Source organism: Bacillus sp. LSHTCR4, from assembly GCF_057197025.1.
This window is the reverse complement of sequence record NZ_JBXUNO010000001.1, coordinates 1,121,761-1,136,619: the sequence shown is the minus strand read 5'-3', so window position 1 is coordinate 1,136,619 and position 14,859 is coordinate 1,121,761. Positions and strand designations below refer to the sequence as shown.

The window sequence follows — 14,859 nt, the reverse complement described above, 5'->3', positions numbered from 1 at the left end:
CTCTCACAATACAAATATATCACGTTGAATCCAAAATAAACGGCACATTTACGGCCAAAAGGCGGTCACGACTCTGCCATTAAAATATAGCGGGCTCATCTAATGTTGAATGAACTACAGGGATATTCTCCAATCCATACCTTTTTAATACATCCTTAATTAATTCTTGAAACCACCCTGGCAATGTTGGAGCTATATAAATCTTTTCAATTAATTGTTCATAGTTAACCCCTACAAACTTCCCCTGTTCATAAATATGTTTTTGCCGGCGTATTTTAGCGATAGGATGTGATATTAAAACTCTTAGTTCTTCTTCGTGTTTAAATGATTGTCTTTTATGTAAAAACGGTGCAATACCATAAACATCTGGTATTTCCGATGTGTTATCTTTATTGTGATCAATATACTTAACTGGTGCTATATTAATAAATTGACCATCGTCTTCTTTGTAAATACTATATATATCTAAATTCTCCTTTAGCCTTGCATATGTGCTTTGAATAGCTATACCTTCGCTATTCTGAGAATATAACTTCCACATTGCCTCTGACTCGTATTCATTCATATGCCAACAATTAATAACTACATATTTTCTCATTGCTTTTGCATTGTAAGAGTTTAATTTTTTTATATGCTCTATGTATACTTTGTAATTTTCCATCTGTTCTTCAGTTATAATTTCTTTCTTTGCGTATTTAAAATCACTTGTCCACAGCTTATTGTCATTCACCGCAAGTGCCCCTTCGAATTGGTCCTCAAATTTATCTGCTCGACAGAAATATAAACCATACTCTAAGAAACTTACAAACTTAGTAAAACCCATATACCTCCAAATTTTCGTTTCATCCGCTATTGAGCTATCAAATGTTACAGTCACCTTATCACTCCATCAATAAACATTATTTACACATTATATTTTAACACTATTTTAACCACTTACCCATATCTTATATTTTGTGTAACTAAGTCAAACGCTACACACTTTGATATTCATAGCTTCATAGCAATTTCCTTCTTGAGTTACACCGTACAATAACTATGTGTAACTCAAAAACTAATTATTTTATTTAACTCCTTCTAAAATTTGTTCTGCAGTCAATTTAAACTGATTGTTCTTTCTCTTCATTTGAAATACTTTAATTTGCTTTTCTTCAGCAATTTTTAGTATTTCCTTTTTATCTTCTTCCGATATCTCAGCTCCTAAATAAATTGATTCAGGTGTAAATAATTTTTGATTAAATCCTTCGCTATCTTTTTTTCGGAAAACTAATCTCCATTCCCGTTCGTAACTCCACTCTGTTGCCTTTACGATAGCCGCGTATCCTCCAAGCAAGTTATTTAATCCATTAGAATTCTCTGGTGTATGTTCAAAATGCTTACCTATATCAAACATTTCTTCTCTATATATCACTGGCTGTAGTTTTTTTGTTAGAATAGAATCTCTACCAACTTTCTTGAAATTGTATTCAATACAAAATCCTTTATGATTATTAGCATAATGACTCCACATTAAAATAGAGTCATTTACTTCACTAAAACAACTTATCATTGTTTCTTTTTGTGATATTTCGTTCATAAGTTGCAATTCTTTGTCGATGTTTTTATCATAGTCTGCTTTAGGTCCCTCATAAGCTAAAGCGAGTTCTGCTTTTGATATATTTTCTCCACCCATTAGATAAAATATTTTTCCCATAAAATAATCTTTTAGTTCTGGCAGCTCCATTTTTTCGATAGTTTTAATATTTTGGTTTATTGGCATTATTTTAATTAGCTCAAGCATTCCAACCCTTATAATGTGATCTGCATAATCACCTAACATCAATGCACAATCATAAGGATCGTTAAAAGTAGCTGCCGGATTACACCAAACTCTATTACTTTTCAGATTCTCTATATTATAGGAATCTTTATCAAATGTTCTATATCGATATAGGGATTTCGGGATATTTTGAAACTTAAGTTGCATAGCTTCTTCCTTCCTCATATGCTCCATATTGTTCGGGTACATTAAATTAATATATTTTTCTTTCCACGCCATAAAACACTACTCCTTAAACGTTCTTATTTTGATTAAATCAATTACAGTAACAAATTTTAACATATTTAAAGATACTAATTTACTAAATCTTAAATTTCTTCATTGCTTTATCCATTGTATCTTGGTTTACTCCTATATAACGCAACGTTACCCGTTCGCTTGAATGATTGAATATTTCCATCAGCAAGGCTATATTCTTTGTCTGCATGTACATGTGATATCCAAATGTCTTACGTAATGTATGTGTTCCGATTTCGTCCAATCCAAACTCTGCTGCTGTAGTACTAAGTATTTTATATGCCATGCTTCTTCCTATCGGTCGATTCTTCCCTTGTCTGCTCTTAATTAGATATTCATTGTCTTGCATATCTTCAATGTACCATTTCAACTCTCTTCTTAGTGCCGCAGTAATTTGAATACGTTTCTGTTTACCCGTCTTCATTTCACGCATCGAAATATGACTACCTTTTAAATCACCAACTCTTAACTTTAAAATATCACTAATCCGTAAACCTGTATTAATACCCATTACAAACAAAATATAATTACGCTCGTTATTTCCCTTAAGATATTCTTTAATCTGCTGTATCAGCTCTGCTTCACGTATTGGCTGAACAAAATTCATATGTTATCGCCTCCGTCATGCTCTTCTATCTCATATACTTCTAATCTGAGAGCAAACGCTAATTTATAAAAAGCATTAGATTTATTTCGTCTGTATGTACGTTCACTCATACCAATCTCGTTATAAACCATGTAATCAAAGACTTCTTCACCTTCTAAATATCGCTTTACTATGATGTCTCTTTGATTCTTACTAAAGCGACTTAATGCCTTATCAATTTGAAAAGATAAGCTTTGCAATTTTACTTCTCTTTCACTCATTGCGATATTTGTTAAAGCAACATCTTCAGTTGGCTTACCTACCATATTTGTTGGGCCATGATACCTTACTTCGCAAGAAGCTGTGACTTTCATCTCATTTCTAATCATCCCAAATTGTCTATGAATACGAACATTTTCAAGAACTTCTTCTAAACGAACTTGTGTCGCTTTACGATCAATTTTAGGTAAGAAAGTTAATTGCGTCATTTATAAAAACACTCCTTGTCTATTTTATTAATAAAAAACAAAAAAGCGGACATCAAACCATAGAGCAATATTGCTAATGCTCTTTATGGTTTAATGTCCGCTGGTTCTTCCAGTAGGACTAAATATTTTATTGTTATATATTATACCTGTCTAATCTTCGTCTGATGAAACAGCATAAAAATACTTAAGCAAGAATAGGCGAATACATGTACCTAATAACATTACCGAATATATTATAGAAAAATATATAAAATAAGTTATTACAAATCCTCCAATTAAAAACGTCCAATAATTAAATTGAATTTTTGTGAAAGATGCTATGTATGTTAAGAGGCATAAAATAATTGAAAATCCTGTTGATGCGCCCGCAAAATAAAAATTAAAAATTACACTCATAAAATGATCTATTTTACGTTTTGTTCTTATATTTGAAATTGTACTATTATCTATTGTACCTGTTAAAATTGCTAAACCTCCTATCGAAAAACCAAGAAGACTGAAAAAACCTCCAGCAACTCCTAACAACAAGCTTCTAACTGGTTCAACCACAGATTCAATATAATAATCTTGTCCAGAAAACCCCTTCATAATACCAGAAGAAATGTCCGTCTCATGAGTTAATATTAAATTTAAAAAGCAAACTGTTATTAAAGTTAGTATAAGCGTAATAAAAGCTTCTTTACTTTTATATAAGTCCTTATATTTTCGGGTCACAAACAATAGATTAAAAAATCGATTCTTCCTGTAATAGAACTCTATATCATTAGCTTTATTCTGCCCCTTTTCCTGACTCAATTGTTCTCACCCTCGCTTTTGTAGCAAGTAATTTCACACTACCTGCTCTAGTTTTTTCTTGTATTGCAGGGATACTGTCTTTATTGTGATCCGCTATCGGTCTTGTAAACGGTGTATCATCCTCACTATTTATTGTAATATCTTCACCTGTTGAATTTTTACCTTTTACTTTTAATTTACCATAACCTAAACGTACACCCTTTATAAATCGACTAATATACTTTGATGAGATATCAACACCCTTTTTAGCTGTACCTGCTATCACAAAAGTAAACCTTGTACCATCAGTCTTTCTTAACTCCTCTGAGTCTAAACCGAACAACTCCTTAAATTCTTCTTTATCCCCATTCGGAGGAATTAATCGAACATCTATCTCTTTTGTATGAGATAAAACTTTTAATTTTTCATCCAGTAATTCTGAATCATTCTCTAAAAACAATTCTACTTCCCCAATATCACAACATGCTTCCACTAAATCTTTGAACTTTTCCATGAATTTTTTTCTACCAAAATTAAATTTGGGAACAAAACCAATAATTTCTCGTTGCACATCAAAACTAAACGTTATATATGTAGCCTTTTTATCATCTTGTTCTTCAACAATATTATCTTCAATATCATCATAACTTGAATGAATCCCTGGTGCATACAAAACAATTCTGCCGTTAATTACTAATGTATCAAGATTTTTATCTAAATTAATAAACTTATATGTTCCATCATTGTCTACTAATTTCACTTCATTATTAATTTCTCTATACATTTTATTTAGCAATTCATTAAGTAGCCCTTGATTTTCATATACCTTATAAATATTTTCATTCACATTAAATTTCGCAAAATATACTCTAGACATATTAATCCTCCAAATCCTTTTTAACATTCACTTAAACAATACTAAAAAATCCCATAAGATAATTCAATATTATTCTATCAAAATATTAAAATGCACACAAAAAATCTAGTAGATTAAAAAAAACGAGTTACATTGACTATTGTTTTATCGCCTTTCCCTAACTTCAATCGGTCCTTTTGACATCATTTTAGTCATTTCTTCCTCTTTCATTCCCTTTTCATTTTAAAATAATGCTTTTATTCATTTCCCTCATTCGGTTTATCTACCATTATCTTTAAGGCATTCCATACATCATCCAATGTTCTTTTATCGCCTAGAATTTCTCTGTTTGTTTCGATATGCCAAACAATATTCTCCAATTTTCTTTTTATATCCATATTTTCTCACCACCTCGTGTTAAAATAACAATAGATTCCTTTAATACCCAAAAGAGGAACTTCATAGATTATGTCTAAACAAAAAATATCTGCTAAAGGAGACAATTTTTAATGAAAAACTGTTTTATTGTTTGTCCAATTGGAAATGAGGATTCACCTCAGCGAAAACGCTCTGATATCGTTTTAAAACATATTATTGAGCCTGTTTGTAATGAGCTTGAATTTAAAGTTACACGAGTCGACAAACTTCATAGTGTTGACAGAATAGATAATACTATCATTGAACATTTAAATAGTGCAGATTTAGTCATTGCTGATATGACTGAACATAATCCTAATGCATTTTATGAAATGGGCTTTCGTCACGCTCTAGGAAAACCTTTAATTCCAATTGTGGAAGAAGAAACCAAGCTTCCATTTGACGTCGCTAATTTACGAACTATCACCTATGCTACAAATGACCTAGAAAAAGCTGATGCTGCTAAAAATCGTTTACGTGAAACAATCTTATTATTCGATATTCAAGAGAAAGAGGAGAACAGCCAAACGGTACAACCTACATCTGAACAAGGACATTTAAATGTTGTTCCTTATTTACTTAACATTCAAGATAACCTTGCTGAATTGAAATCACTTGTTATTGAACGTAATAATGAATTAGCAGCACAAACAATTGATTTAGCAATGAATCAAATTCAAAAAAATACAGTTCAACCAGAGATAAAAATGATGGAAGTATTATTATCCCAAGCTTTCCAAGACCCTGAAAAATTCAAACAATTAGCCAAGATGTCACAACAATATCAACCTACTAAGTAAATAAATTTCTCACTACTGCAATAAGGTCCAAAATAAATAATATTTTGGACCTTATTTTTTTGTAATACTCTCCTATTTTGTTCATAATTTTCATCTTTCTTAACAAATTTCAGATTTGATTAAAATAACTGTGTTTTTCGTTCTTCCATACGAATTACTTTTCCACTTTGATATACAAATGATTGTTCACCAAATCCACCTTGAGGTGGCTCTATTAGTTGGACTTGACCATTTTTAACAACATATATTCCATTTGTTTTCAAATCTATTTCAGCTGTCATTTCTACAAGATTTTCTTTTCTAATTCCCACCAAGATCACTCCCATATGTTATAATTACTTTTCCGGAGTAAGTTGAGAGTGATCTCAGCTTTTTTATTTGTCTATAAATATTGCAAAACATTTTCCGGAACAAATGATTGTTCCAGTGATAGATGGAGCCGAATTGGAATCGGCTCTTTTTCATCTCTTGCTCGCTTACACATTTCTTCTGCCTCTTCCCACCCAAATTGTTTATCCTCCGCTCGCTTATAACGCCAAATTCCAATTGTGTAATCTTCGAATAACTCATAACGTTCATCAGGTGCTGTCGTCGGTTTTAATTCATCAATCGCTTTTGCTTGACGTGGTATTTGTACAACTACATCTGCATATCGTAGTTTTGAATTCAAATGATGGATTTGAGCTTTCTTAGGATTAAATGATACAACTATTTCCACATCAAAGATTGTTAATTGCTTGGGCATCATTGGTTCCCTCCAATACCTTCAAGCTTGCAACTAAGATTCCTTCAAGCTGCGTTAACGTTAGTTGATCTAATGTTTGTCCGTTAATTTCAGCTAACCCTAATCTCAATAATTTACGAATAATTGCTAGTTTTCTACGTTCTACTTCCTGACGTAACAACATGATTAAGCCTCCTGTTGATGATTGAACTTTCTCTCTAAATTTATAAACTTACTAAATTCTTTAATGAATGCTAGTTCAACAACGCCAACTGGACCATTCCTCTGTTTTGCTAAAATAATTTCTGTTATGTTTTTATTTTCTGTCTCGCGGTCATAGTAGTCTTCCCGGTATAGGAATGCTATTAAATCCGCATCTTGCTCAATTTGACCATTTTCACGTAAATCTGATAGTAACGGTCTCTTATCTTGCCTACTTTCGACAGCACGACTTAGCTGTGATAATGCCACGACACATACATTTAATTCTCTTGCCATCAATTTTAACTTACGACTAATCTCACCTATTTCTTGCATGCGGTTTCCTCTATGCTTTGGATCCCCCACAATAAGCTGCAAATAATCAATTGCAATTAAAACCTTTTTATCAGGGTACTTACGCTTTAGTTTCCTCGTTTTAGCGTAAATCTCTTGCATCGTGACATTTGCTTTATCGTAAATTTCTAATGGCAAATCATTTATCAATCCCATTGCCTGACTAATCTTTTCCCAATCCTTTAAATTACATAACTTTTTAGGATTCTTTAATTTCGTAGCATCGATATTTCCAGTACTAGAGATCATACGCTTAACTAACTGCTTTTCTCCCATTTCTAACGAAAAGATTCCTGTTGCTGTATGTGCACTGGCCGCATGGAAAGCAACGTTTAGTACAAATGCTGTTTTCCCCATCGAAGGACGGGCACCTACAATAATTAAATCCCCTTCTTGTAATCCAGCTGTCATTCTGTTTAGATCATCGTAACCAGTTGGTATACCAGTTAAATCACCTACATCAATCTGCATTTCCTTATACAGATCAACAAGTGTTTCTTTCAAGTTGAATTCATCTGAGTAACCTGTTTCTTCAATGGAGCTCAGTTCATCAATCGCTCTACTAATAGCACTCATATCTCTTTCATGCTGAAGGCGGTTATATAAGTTACCAGCAACCTCTTGGGCATGTCTCATTTTCCAAGACTCAATGATTAACCCTTCGTGATACGAAAAATTTTTAGTTGTCGTAACAACTTCTGTGAGGTTTACAAAGAATTCGATTCCACCAATTTGATGCATAAAACTTTCATCGAATTTTCCAATAAGAGCAACTAGATCTACTGGTACTTCAGCATCCTCTAACTCTCTCATCGCTTTAAAAATCATTTGGTGTGTTGGTAAAGAAAACTGTTTTACCTTTAGCTGACAATCTTTAATTAAATCGCCTTCTTGGATAATGCTACCTAAAACACTTTGTTCAGCTTCTACATTACGAATCATATCGTTACTCATTGGGCCAACCACGCATTCTGTCGGTTAAGTACTGCAAGTTCTTCTTCTGTTGGAATGTTCTGCTCCCATGCTTGTTGCTGCTGTAATACGTTTTGAGTAGATGCTGATAGACCTTTATTTTGATAAGGTGCTTGAGTTTTCTGCTGTCCCTTTGCTAGTCGTTGATCACGAAATGCTTTATCAGCTGCTTCAACGTCCATTATTGTTTTCAATCCCTTAAGATGCCAATCTCTTAAAATCGTATTTACGTAATTCATATTTCTTGTATTTTTCTCTAAAGCGATTTCCATAGCTTTTACAACCAGCTCTGCATTTAAATCATCTACCCATGCATGAATACCCTCTGCAATAAAAGGTGTAATCAGTCCGAAGTTCTGTTCGTAAAAAGAAATTGGATTAGCCTCAACAACTTCTTCCGCACTCGCGCGTTTTTCTTGTTGTTGTTCTTTTTCTTCTTCTTTTTCTTTTTCTTCTTCCTTGCTAGGGTCTTGGAAGCCCCTTATAAGCCCCTCCAAACGGACTGATAAATACTCCTTAATACGAGGAATTTTAAAACCTTGCTCTCGTTCTAATTGCAAACAAGTTTCATAGAAATCAACTAAAAAATCCTGGTCCTTTACGGACTGAATCTCTTTTAAAACGCACTTTTCAATATTTACATTTTTAATTGGATTGAATTTCAACCAGTTAATTAAGAACAACTCTTTTGTTTTTTGGTTGTAATTAATTTTCCCATACTCAGCAAAACGTTCTAATAGCTTCATAACAGTTTCACGGTTGTACCCTGTATCAGTTTCAATGATGCGAAGTGGAAGCTCATAGATGCCTGATTGAGACGTCTTACTGTTTGTCATCAAATACAAGTAAAAATACTTTTCCTCTGGTGTAAGATCTAAAACAAATGAATCCTGCCAAAATGAAACGTGTACCGGTCTATAAACTGCCATATTATTCATCCTCCATTGTTTTACTTGATTTACTTTGATATAATTTAACTAAATTAATATTTATAAAGACTCGCTATACGAGCCTTAAATCTATCACTCTGCCAAGTGATAGATTTTTTATTTTCTACGACTAACTAATGATGCATTGATTCCTTTACCTCGAAGATTTTTAACAACTACTCGATAACTTTTTAATACATCATGTTCTTCTCTTGCGTTACGAATACTCTTGAATTCTTTAGCGCACCTATTTAACTCTTTCTCCCAGTGATCTGCTTCATCAAGCGAACTAGCATTGAACATATTATGAATACATGTCATCATGCAGTTATGTAATTCATTTGCAAAAGCAAAGTCTCCTGGTAGAACTAAATCAAACAGACGATTACAATCTACTTTCATGTTTCATTCCTCACTTCAAATAATTTGATACTGTACGTATCGTTATGGCCAGAAAGTACAATCTTATAAACTATTAACAATAGGAGAACAATTCTTTCTGGCCATAACGACAAGCGCAGTTGCTTGTCGCATTAAATCGGAATATGTTATAATTTATTTTTTGATATTATTGGTTATCGCGGGCTATGCGGTAGCCATTTCTTTTTTCTTTTTATTTTTCAAAACAAATGCAGCTTCTATAATTCGAATTCTTATCTCCGTTAATTTCTTCTCTTGCTTTAAACTTTTTGCCTTTATAAAATCTCCACAAATTGATGCGATTCGGATATCCCCATATAAATTCGCTTCTTTTCTTACCAGTTCTTTATATTGCCTTAAAGTTGGACTCACATAATCAATTGTCATTACTTTTACCTCCCTAGTAATAATCAAATTAACCATCTGTATATTTCCTTGCTCTTAATGAAACCTTCCAATACTTAAATATATCTGTCATTGAAAAACCGTACTGATCACATAAGACCGCTACTAGACTCATCATCGAACCAGTAGCATCTAAAATTTCATGCATAGCCTTTTTCATAGATTCTTTCTCATGTTCAGACCATACTTGTGAAGGTTTAAACCAACATAATGCATCAAGCTGTTTCAAAGCTTCATTTGTTTCTTGCTGAACCATGTACCTCATACTTGTAGGATGAAGGTCAATGTATTCCCCATTAAAGAATGGAATGCTTACATGACCTGTTGCTTCACTCCACATTTTAAAAAACAGTTGCGGGTCATCTATTCCTTCAGTAATACATTTTCGTAAATCTTCTGGTAACCGTCGTTGTTCAGTTTCATATTTTGCTAGTGACTCACGACTCACAGGGATTTCTAAGGAGAGTTGTTCTTGAGTGATTCCCTTTCGTTTACGTGCCATAGCAACTTCTTTTCCTATAGACATCGTTTACTTCCCCCATTCGTACCTAACGTATTATTTATTTGTGACAACCCAACATGGTAACTTAGTATTAGACGGATTCTTTAAATGGATTGTAGTACTCAGTATTATTTTCGACCCAGTCCGTATGATTCTCCATCCACTTAAAAAGAAGATGTGTAGGAATAAGAACTCCTGCTTCACGGCATACTGGAAAATCAGAACGATTTAATAACTCAGATGCTTTGGTACGTTTAATATGTAACAGGTCCATTAATTCCGAAATAGTTAAAAATGGTGGTAGTTCGTTCATTGGTTGAAGATGCTCAGTTGCTCTTTGTACTTCTTCACGGATGATTTGACGGAATGATTCAATGTCGAAGTTAATCATTATTTACAACCCCCTTGTAAATTATAGTTTACAAATATATCTAAAATATATTCTCTACATTTGTCCCTAAAGCTTTAGCAATTTTTATAGCCAATTTAACATTCGGCTGCTTTTTATTGTTTTCTATTTCAGAAATATAGGTACGGGATGAGCCGACATAAGTCGCTAACTCTTTTTGTGATATTAATTTTTCTTTTCTGAATACAGCTAATTTATTCATACATTTCCCCCTCCCTTTGTATTCATATGATTACAAAACAATTGTAAACCATAGTTTACTCCACTGTCAACAATGTTTTACTTATATTTTTGTCTATTTTCGTTTCTTTTTGTAAATTATTGTTTACAATTATGTTAGGAGGTTAAAAAATGAAAAGAACTCTTGGTGAAATTATTAAAGATTATCGCTTAAAAAATAAACTCTCTTTACGAGATTTCGCTCAAAAGTGTGATGTAAGTCATACATATATAGATAAACTCGAAAAAGGAATTGACTCTAGAACTGGCAAACCTGTAGAACCAACACTATTAGTAATTGAAAAAATAGCAACAGCCATGAATAAGAGAACAGGTACTCTCTTAGAAGAAATAGGGTTCATTAATGGAGAGAATATTGAAGTGAAGACTAATATTATTAACGATCCTGAATTAGGTCTCTGGTTTAAAGATATTCAGAACGCATCTCCTGAGAAACGCGAAGAATTAAAACGTTTTTGGGAATTCATAATGCAGAATGAAAAGAATAGAAAAAACGAAGATAAATAAAATTTTTACCTGCACCGAATATATACAAATTTCTTTTTATCTATATTCTATTAATTGAAACAGAAATGGAGAAAACTATGCAGATATTATATCTATGGATTAATCAAGGCGAGCATTTAAAAGATCTTTCCTTAAATTTCGGAGGTGAATTTTTATTTAATATTAGAAATCACACAATGACAATCGAAGAAAACCCTTTTTATATACAAGATTTTTTTCATACTAATGATTTTTTAAACAAAAATGCTAAAATCAATTCAGTAACTGGAATTGTTGGGGAAAATGGAACAGGAAAGTCAACGATATTAGATACTTTAAAATTAATACTTACTTCTAAAGCTCATATTAAAACTTCCTTCTTTATGGTGTATAAACAAAATGATTCTTATTACTTCTACTATAATCATTGTTATTCATTAATACTGAAGATCGATAACGAAGATATTGATATTATTAAAACAAGCTCTTTTCAATACAAAGAAACTACTTTTAAACAAACAAATCTTAATAATAACTCATTTCATACTATATTCTTTTCCAATGTCTATGACATCAAAGCACATGTCAAAAATAATACATATGATAGTCTATTTGATTTATCTACTAATCGTTTATGCTATGATAGTTCTTATCTTGAAAATCAATTATTTAACCAAATTCTATTTACAAACAAGTACGGTAACGATTATAAAATCAATACAAAGATAAATATACCTAAAGAAATCGAAATAAAAAATACTTATCTCGAAAATTTACTAGCATTTCCAGCTAAATATTTAAAATCAGCAAGTAAAATAATGGATACAGATTTTCTTTTAGGAATAAGTTCATTTCTTAAAATAGATTTTAATAGTTTTTTAGACGAAGCTATATATTGTATTAATCTAGATTTTTGTTTAGATGCTATTGACTCATTACATAAGTCCTATGATTTGTATAAAGACCCACAAACTGTGTCATCATTATACATACAAATGTTTAATATATTAAAATCTTCAGATCAAACTGTCGACATTTTAAATATTTTAACAAAAGAAGTAAAAAAAGAACTCAAAATAAGCCCTAAAGATATCAATAACTCATCTGATAAATTTAAATATACCTTTGAGTTAATAGCAAACCAATATCTTAATTCTAGAAAATTAATAGCTACCCTACTATCTTTTGGAATAACAGGTAAAAGCTCTAGTCAACGTTTAAAAACCGATGATCCCAATTTAATAAAATTCATCAATCAATACGAGGTATTTTCTTCTACCAGTCAACTATTTAATATATCTTGGTCTGAGTTAAGCAGTGGAGAATATGCTTTTTTAAACCTATTTAGTAGATTTCATTCTATTAAAGATAGAGTAGAAAACAATTTGGTAATTTTAATAGATGAGGGTGATTTATATTTCCACCCTCAATGGCAAAAAGAATGGTTACATACTTTCATGGATATAATTTCTTATATGTACAAAGACTCGAGTATACAAATTATCTTAACAACTCATTCACCTTTTATATTATCCGATTTACCAAGTAATAATGTGATATTTCTCAAACGAAATCAAGATAATATTACAAGCACAATAAAAAATTTAGAAGGGAATCAACTAACCTTCGCTGCCAATATACATAATTTATTAACCAATTCCTTTTTTATGCATGATGGACTAGTTGGTAAATTTGCTAAAAATAAAATTAACAATTTGATAGATGAAATATTAGATTCTTCAAGTGAAAAAGTCAGAAAGAATAGTGCCCGTATTAGAAAACAAATTGAAATTATCGGAGAGCCTATTGTGAAAAGAAAACTTATAGAGATTTTTGAAGATAGGATAAAATTGGATGTACTAAGCATAAATGAAAAAATTGAAGAATTACAAAAACAAATAAATAAATTAAAGGCGCAAAATCATGATGAAGATTGAATTAAGTACTGAAATTCTAAAAAAACATCTGAATTATTGTATGGGGAACGAACCTGAAGCAAATAGTAACCGAATTTCGTTATACCAAAAACTAAATAACGAAATTCAACATTGTAGTGATATAGATTTAAAAGAAATACTAGTTTCCCTCTCTGAAAAATTCAAGGATCTTGTTATTGGTAATCCAATTGTACTAAGTGAAATAAAGGAAGAAATTATCGAGAAAATAGACATTATCATTCAAAAAGAGACAACTTGCAAACAAAAAAAAAGACGAGCAGCGGAGATTAATAGTGTTTTAGAAAATATTTTTGATAAAGAATATGAGCGTTTTACAGATCGAGATGTTAAAAATCCTAACCTATGGTGGGCATATACTTTTGTTAAACAAATTAATATATCCATTTGTCCATATTGTAATAGTCAGTTTATTTTTACATACCTAAATGATAATGGACGAACGAGACCGGTATTAGACCATTTCTTTTGTAAAAGTAAATACCCCTTTTTAGCAATATCCATTTATAACTTAGTTCCCTGTTGCAAAGTATGTAATTCAGATTTTAAGGGCTCGACTAAAGTTGATTTAGAAAAATATATAAATCCTTATATACACGAATTTGGAGAAAAAGTTGTTTTTAAACGCGAAGTTACAACAGATCGAACTAAAAGTGATCCAAAAGACTTCTTTAGTACTATTAGTGGTGAAACTGATGATTTTAAATTAGAATTAGATTATACTAGAATCCCCGAAGAACTAAGGGGCCCATATGAAAAGCACGCTGAATTATTCCATATTGAAGATATTTATCAATACCATAAGAAATATGTAAAAAATATTATTGTAACCTCTAAAATATATACCGATATATATAATAATCAATTAAAACACTCCTACGGTAAACTCTTTCAAAGTGATGAAGATTTACGTCAAATTCTCATACCTAGAGCAGACCAAATGAACAATGTTATATTATCAAAGTTAACCAAGGACATCATAAGTAATGAACTTTCCAATAAAAATAATAATGATAAAAAGAGAAGCTGACATACACTAGCTTCTTTTTTTATCATCTCTAAGAATATAATTATAAATTCCTGAATTAGCAATTAAATTTATATTCCCTTTTGCGATTCTATCTTGGTTATTATTATGAATAATTGATACACTTTATTTAAATAGGTAACTTTTATCTGCCCATAGTAATATTAATTTTAGATCCAATCTTAAAACCCTCAATCAACAGATTATTATTAATTTAATTAAAATATTATCCAAAAAATTTTTTCAATAAATTGAGCT

At 31.4% G+C, this 14,859-nt stretch carries 21 protein-coding genes; 4 read left to right on the top strand and 17 right to left on the bottom strand.

Annotation, left to right across the window (positions count from 1 at the left end; genetic code table 11):
• Window positions 1-79: 79 nt before the first annotated feature.
• The 7 genes from AC2CGR_RS05870 to AC2CGR_RS05840 all read right to left on the bottom strand — a co-directional run bounded on the left by AC2CGR_RS05870 (window position 80) and on the right by AC2CGR_RS05840 (window position 5,158).
• Complete coding sequence (locus tag AC2CGR_RS05870) at window positions 80-877, bottom strand: hypothetical protein (RefSeq protein WP_484480641.1); 798 nt, start codon at window positions 875-877, stop codon at window positions 80-82.
• Between the two features lie 186 nt (window positions 878-1,063).
• Window positions 1,064-2,038 (bottom strand): DUF2971 domain-containing protein, encoded by a 975-nt coding sequence (locus tag AC2CGR_RS05865; protein WP_484480640.1) that lies wholly within the window; start codon window positions 2,036-2,038, stop codon window positions 1,064-1,066.
• Window positions 2,039-2,120: 82 nt separating this feature from the next.
• Entirely contained in the window at window positions 2,121-2,663 is a 543-nt protein-coding gene (locus AC2CGR_RS05860; RefSeq protein WP_484480639.1) for a site-specific integrase, read from the bottom strand.
• Window positions 2,660-3,130 carry an ArpU family phage packaging/lysis transcriptional regulator gene (locus AC2CGR_RS05855; protein WP_484480638.1) on the bottom strand — a complete coding sequence of 157 codons (471 nt, stop codon included), beginning with the start codon at window positions 3,128-3,130 and terminating at the stop codon, window positions 2,660-2,662. Before AC2CGR_RS05855 ends, AC2CGR_RS05860 begins: the two co-directional genes overlap by 4 nt.
• Before the next feature lie 150 nt (window positions 3,131-3,280).
• Complete coding sequence (locus tag AC2CGR_RS05850) at window positions 3,281-3,925, bottom strand: hypothetical protein (RefSeq protein ID WP_484480637.1); 645 nt, start codon at window positions 3,923-3,925, stop codon at window positions 3,281-3,283.
• Entirely contained in the window at window positions 3,900-4,781 is an 882-nt protein-coding gene (locus AC2CGR_RS05845; RefSeq protein ID WP_484480636.1) for a DUF4747 family protein, read from the bottom strand. The genes AC2CGR_RS05850 and AC2CGR_RS05845 overlap by 26 nt, the downstream gene beginning before the upstream one ends.
• 236 nt (window positions 4,782-5,017) lie before the next feature.
• A complete protein-coding gene (locus AC2CGR_RS05840; RefSeq protein ID WP_484480635.1) occupies window positions 5,018-5,158 on the bottom strand; it encodes a hypothetical protein in 141 nt (46 codons plus the stop codon).
• A 111-nt stretch (window positions 5,159-5,269) separates the two neighbouring features.
• Between AC2CGR_RS05840 and AC2CGR_RS05835 the strand changes: the two genes are divergently transcribed.
• A complete protein-coding gene (locus AC2CGR_RS05835; RefSeq protein ID WP_484480634.1) occupies window positions 5,270-5,977 on the top strand; it encodes a hypothetical protein in 708 nt (235 codons plus the stop codon).
• A gap of 119 nt (window positions 5,978-6,096) precedes the next feature.
• Here the strand turns inward: AC2CGR_RS05835 and AC2CGR_RS05830 are convergent, their stop codons facing one another.
• From AC2CGR_RS05830 to AC2CGR_RS05785, 10 genes are all read right to left on the bottom strand, one after another.
• Window positions 6,097-6,288 carry a DUF3954 domain-containing protein gene (locus AC2CGR_RS05830; protein WP_484480633.1) on the bottom strand — a complete coding sequence of 64 codons (192 nt, stop codon included), beginning with the start codon at window positions 6,286-6,288 and terminating at the stop codon, window positions 6,097-6,099.
• 71 nt (window positions 6,289-6,359) lie between these two features.
• The gene (locus tag AC2CGR_RS05825; protein WP_484480632.1) at window positions 6,360-6,722 is read right to left on the bottom strand and encodes a cell division protein SepF; all 363 of its coding nucleotides are present in this window, start codon (window positions 6,720-6,722) and stop codon (window positions 6,360-6,362) included.
• Window positions 6,697-6,885: a hypothetical protein gene (locus tag AC2CGR_RS05820; RefSeq protein WP_484480631.1), complete on the bottom strand. Its 189-nt coding sequence runs from the start codon at window positions 6,883-6,885 to the stop codon at window positions 6,697-6,699. Before AC2CGR_RS05820 ends, AC2CGR_RS05825 begins: the two co-directional genes overlap by 26 nt.
• A gap of 2 nt (window positions 6,886-6,887) precedes the next feature.
• Window positions 6,888-8,210 carry a replicative DNA helicase gene (dnaB, locus tag AC2CGR_RS05815; protein ID WP_484480630.1) on the bottom strand — a complete coding sequence of 441 codons (1,323 nt, stop codon included), beginning with the start codon at window positions 8,208-8,210 and terminating at the stop codon, window positions 6,888-6,890.
• A complete protein-coding gene (locus AC2CGR_RS05810) occupies window positions 8,207-9,157 on the bottom strand; it encodes a DnaD domain-containing protein (RefSeq protein ID WP_484480629.1) in 951 nt (316 codons plus the stop codon). Before AC2CGR_RS05810 ends, dnaB begins: the two co-directional genes overlap by 4 nt.
• A gap of 117 nt (window positions 9,158-9,274) precedes the next feature.
• Window positions 9,275-9,559: a hypothetical protein gene (locus tag AC2CGR_RS05805; protein ID WP_484480628.1), complete on the bottom strand. Its 285-nt coding sequence runs from the start codon at window positions 9,557-9,559 to the stop codon at window positions 9,275-9,277.
• Between the two features lie 183 nt (window positions 9,560-9,742).
• Complete coding sequence (locus AC2CGR_RS05800) at window positions 9,743-9,964, bottom strand: RNA polymerase subunit sigma (RefSeq protein ID WP_484480627.1); 222 nt, start codon at window positions 9,962-9,964, stop codon at window positions 9,743-9,745.
• 28 nt (window positions 9,965-9,992) lie between these two features.
• Window positions 9,993-10,508 (bottom strand): helix-turn-helix domain-containing protein, encoded by a 516-nt coding sequence (locus AC2CGR_RS05795; protein ID WP_484480626.1) that lies wholly within the window; start codon window positions 10,506-10,508, stop codon window positions 9,993-9,995.
• Window positions 10,509-10,575: 67 nt separating this feature from the next.
• Window positions 10,576-10,875 (bottom strand): helix-turn-helix domain-containing protein, encoded by a 300-nt coding sequence (locus AC2CGR_RS05790; RefSeq protein WP_098417151.1) that lies wholly within the window; start codon window positions 10,873-10,875, stop codon window positions 10,576-10,578.
• A 40-nt stretch (window positions 10,876-10,915) separates the two neighbouring features.
• On the bottom strand, window positions 10,916-11,095 hold the full coding sequence (locus AC2CGR_RS05785; protein WP_484480625.1) for a helix-turn-helix transcriptional regulator: 180 nt from the start codon (window positions 11,093-11,095) through the stop codon (window positions 10,916-10,918).
• A 149-nt stretch (window positions 11,096-11,244) separates the two neighbouring features.
• On the opposite strand from AC2CGR_RS05785, the gene AC2CGR_RS05780 reads away from it, so the two are divergent.
• From AC2CGR_RS05780 to AC2CGR_RS05770, 3 genes are all read left to right on the top strand, one after another.
• Window positions 11,245-11,640, top strand: coding sequence for a helix-turn-helix domain-containing protein (locus AC2CGR_RS05780; protein ID WP_484480624.1), 396 nt, complete (start codon window positions 11,245-11,247; stop codon window positions 11,638-11,640).
• A gap of 77 nt (window positions 11,641-11,717) precedes the next feature.
• Window positions 11,718-13,556 (top strand): AAA family ATPase, encoded by a 1,839-nt coding sequence (locus tag AC2CGR_RS05775; RefSeq protein ID WP_484480623.1) that lies wholly within the window; start codon window positions 11,718-11,720, stop codon window positions 13,554-13,556.
• Complete coding sequence (locus tag AC2CGR_RS05770) at window positions 13,543-14,604, top strand: hypothetical protein (protein WP_484480622.1); 1,062 nt, start codon at window positions 13,543-13,545, stop codon at window positions 14,602-14,604. Before AC2CGR_RS05775 ends, AC2CGR_RS05770 begins: the two co-directional genes overlap by 14 nt.
• Window positions 14,605-14,859 lie beyond the last annotated feature (255 nt).

Excerpts from the sequence above, each read along its gene's own strand:
- AC2CGR_RS05865 (WP_484480640.1), bottom strand. The coding sequence starts at position 2,038 with ATGGCGTGGAAAGAAAAATATATTAATTTAATGTACCCGAACAATATG.
- AC2CGR_RS05860 (WP_484480639.1), bottom strand. The coding sequence starts at position 2,663 with ATGAATTTTGTTCAGCCAATACGTGAAGCAGAGCTGATACAGCAGATT.
- AC2CGR_RS05855 (WP_484480638.1), bottom strand. The coding sequence starts at position 3,130 with ATGACGCAATTAACTTTCTTACCTAAAATTGATCGTAAAGCGACACAA.
- AC2CGR_RS05845 (WP_484480636.1), bottom strand. The coding sequence starts at position 4,781 with ATGTCTAGAGTATATTTTGCGAAATTTAATGTGAATGAAAATATTTAT.
- AC2CGR_RS05840 (WP_484480635.1), bottom strand. The coding sequence starts at position 5,158 with ATGGATATAAAAAGAAAATTGGAGAATATTGTTTGGCATATCGAAACA.
- AC2CGR_RS05835 (WP_484480634.1), top strand. The coding sequence starts at position 5,270 with ATGAAAAACTGTTTTATTGTTTGTCCAATTGGAAATGAGGATTCACCT.
- AC2CGR_RS05825 (WP_484480632.1), bottom strand. The coding sequence starts at position 6,722 with ATGCCCAAGCAATTAACAATCTTTGATGTGGAAATAGTTGTATCATTT.
- AC2CGR_RS05820 (WP_484480631.1), bottom strand. The coding sequence starts at position 6,885 with ATGTTGTTACGTCAGGAAGTAGAACGTAGAAAACTAGCAATTATTCGT.
- dnaB (WP_484480630.1), bottom strand. The coding sequence starts at position 8,210 with ATGAGTAACGATATGATTCGTAATGTAGAAGCTGAACAAAGTGTTTTA.
- AC2CGR_RS05810 (WP_484480629.1), bottom strand. The coding sequence starts at position 9,157 with ATGGCAGTTTATAGACCGGTACACGTTTCATTTTGGCAGGATTCATTT.
- AC2CGR_RS05805 (WP_484480628.1), bottom strand. The coding sequence starts at position 9,559 with ATGAAAGTAGATTGTAATCGTCTGTTTGATTTAGTTCTACCAGGAGAC.
- AC2CGR_RS05800 (WP_484480627.1), bottom strand. The coding sequence starts at position 9,964 with ATGACAATTGATTATGTGAGTCCAACTTTAAGGCAATATAAAGAACTG.
- AC2CGR_RS05795 (WP_484480626.1), bottom strand. The coding sequence starts at position 10,508 with ATGTCTATAGGAAAAGAAGTTGCTATGGCACGTAAACGAAAGGGAATC.
- AC2CGR_RS05790 (WP_098417151.1), bottom strand. The coding sequence starts at position 10,875 with ATGATTAACTTCGACATTGAATCATTCCGTCAAATCATCCGTGAAGAA.
- AC2CGR_RS05785 (WP_484480625.1), bottom strand. The coding sequence starts at position 11,095 with ATGAATAAATTAGCTGTATTCAGAAAAGAAAAATTAATATCACAAAAA.
- AC2CGR_RS05780 (WP_484480624.1), top strand. The coding sequence starts at position 11,245 with ATGAAAAGAACTCTTGGTGAAATTATTAAAGATTATCGCTTAAAAAAT.
- AC2CGR_RS05775 (WP_484480623.1), top strand. The coding sequence starts at position 11,718 with ATGCAGATATTATATCTATGGATTAATCAAGGCGAGCATTTAAAAGAT.
- AC2CGR_RS05770 (WP_484480622.1), top strand. The coding sequence starts at position 13,543 with ATGATGAAGATTGAATTAAGTACTGAAATTCTAAAAAAACATCTGAAT.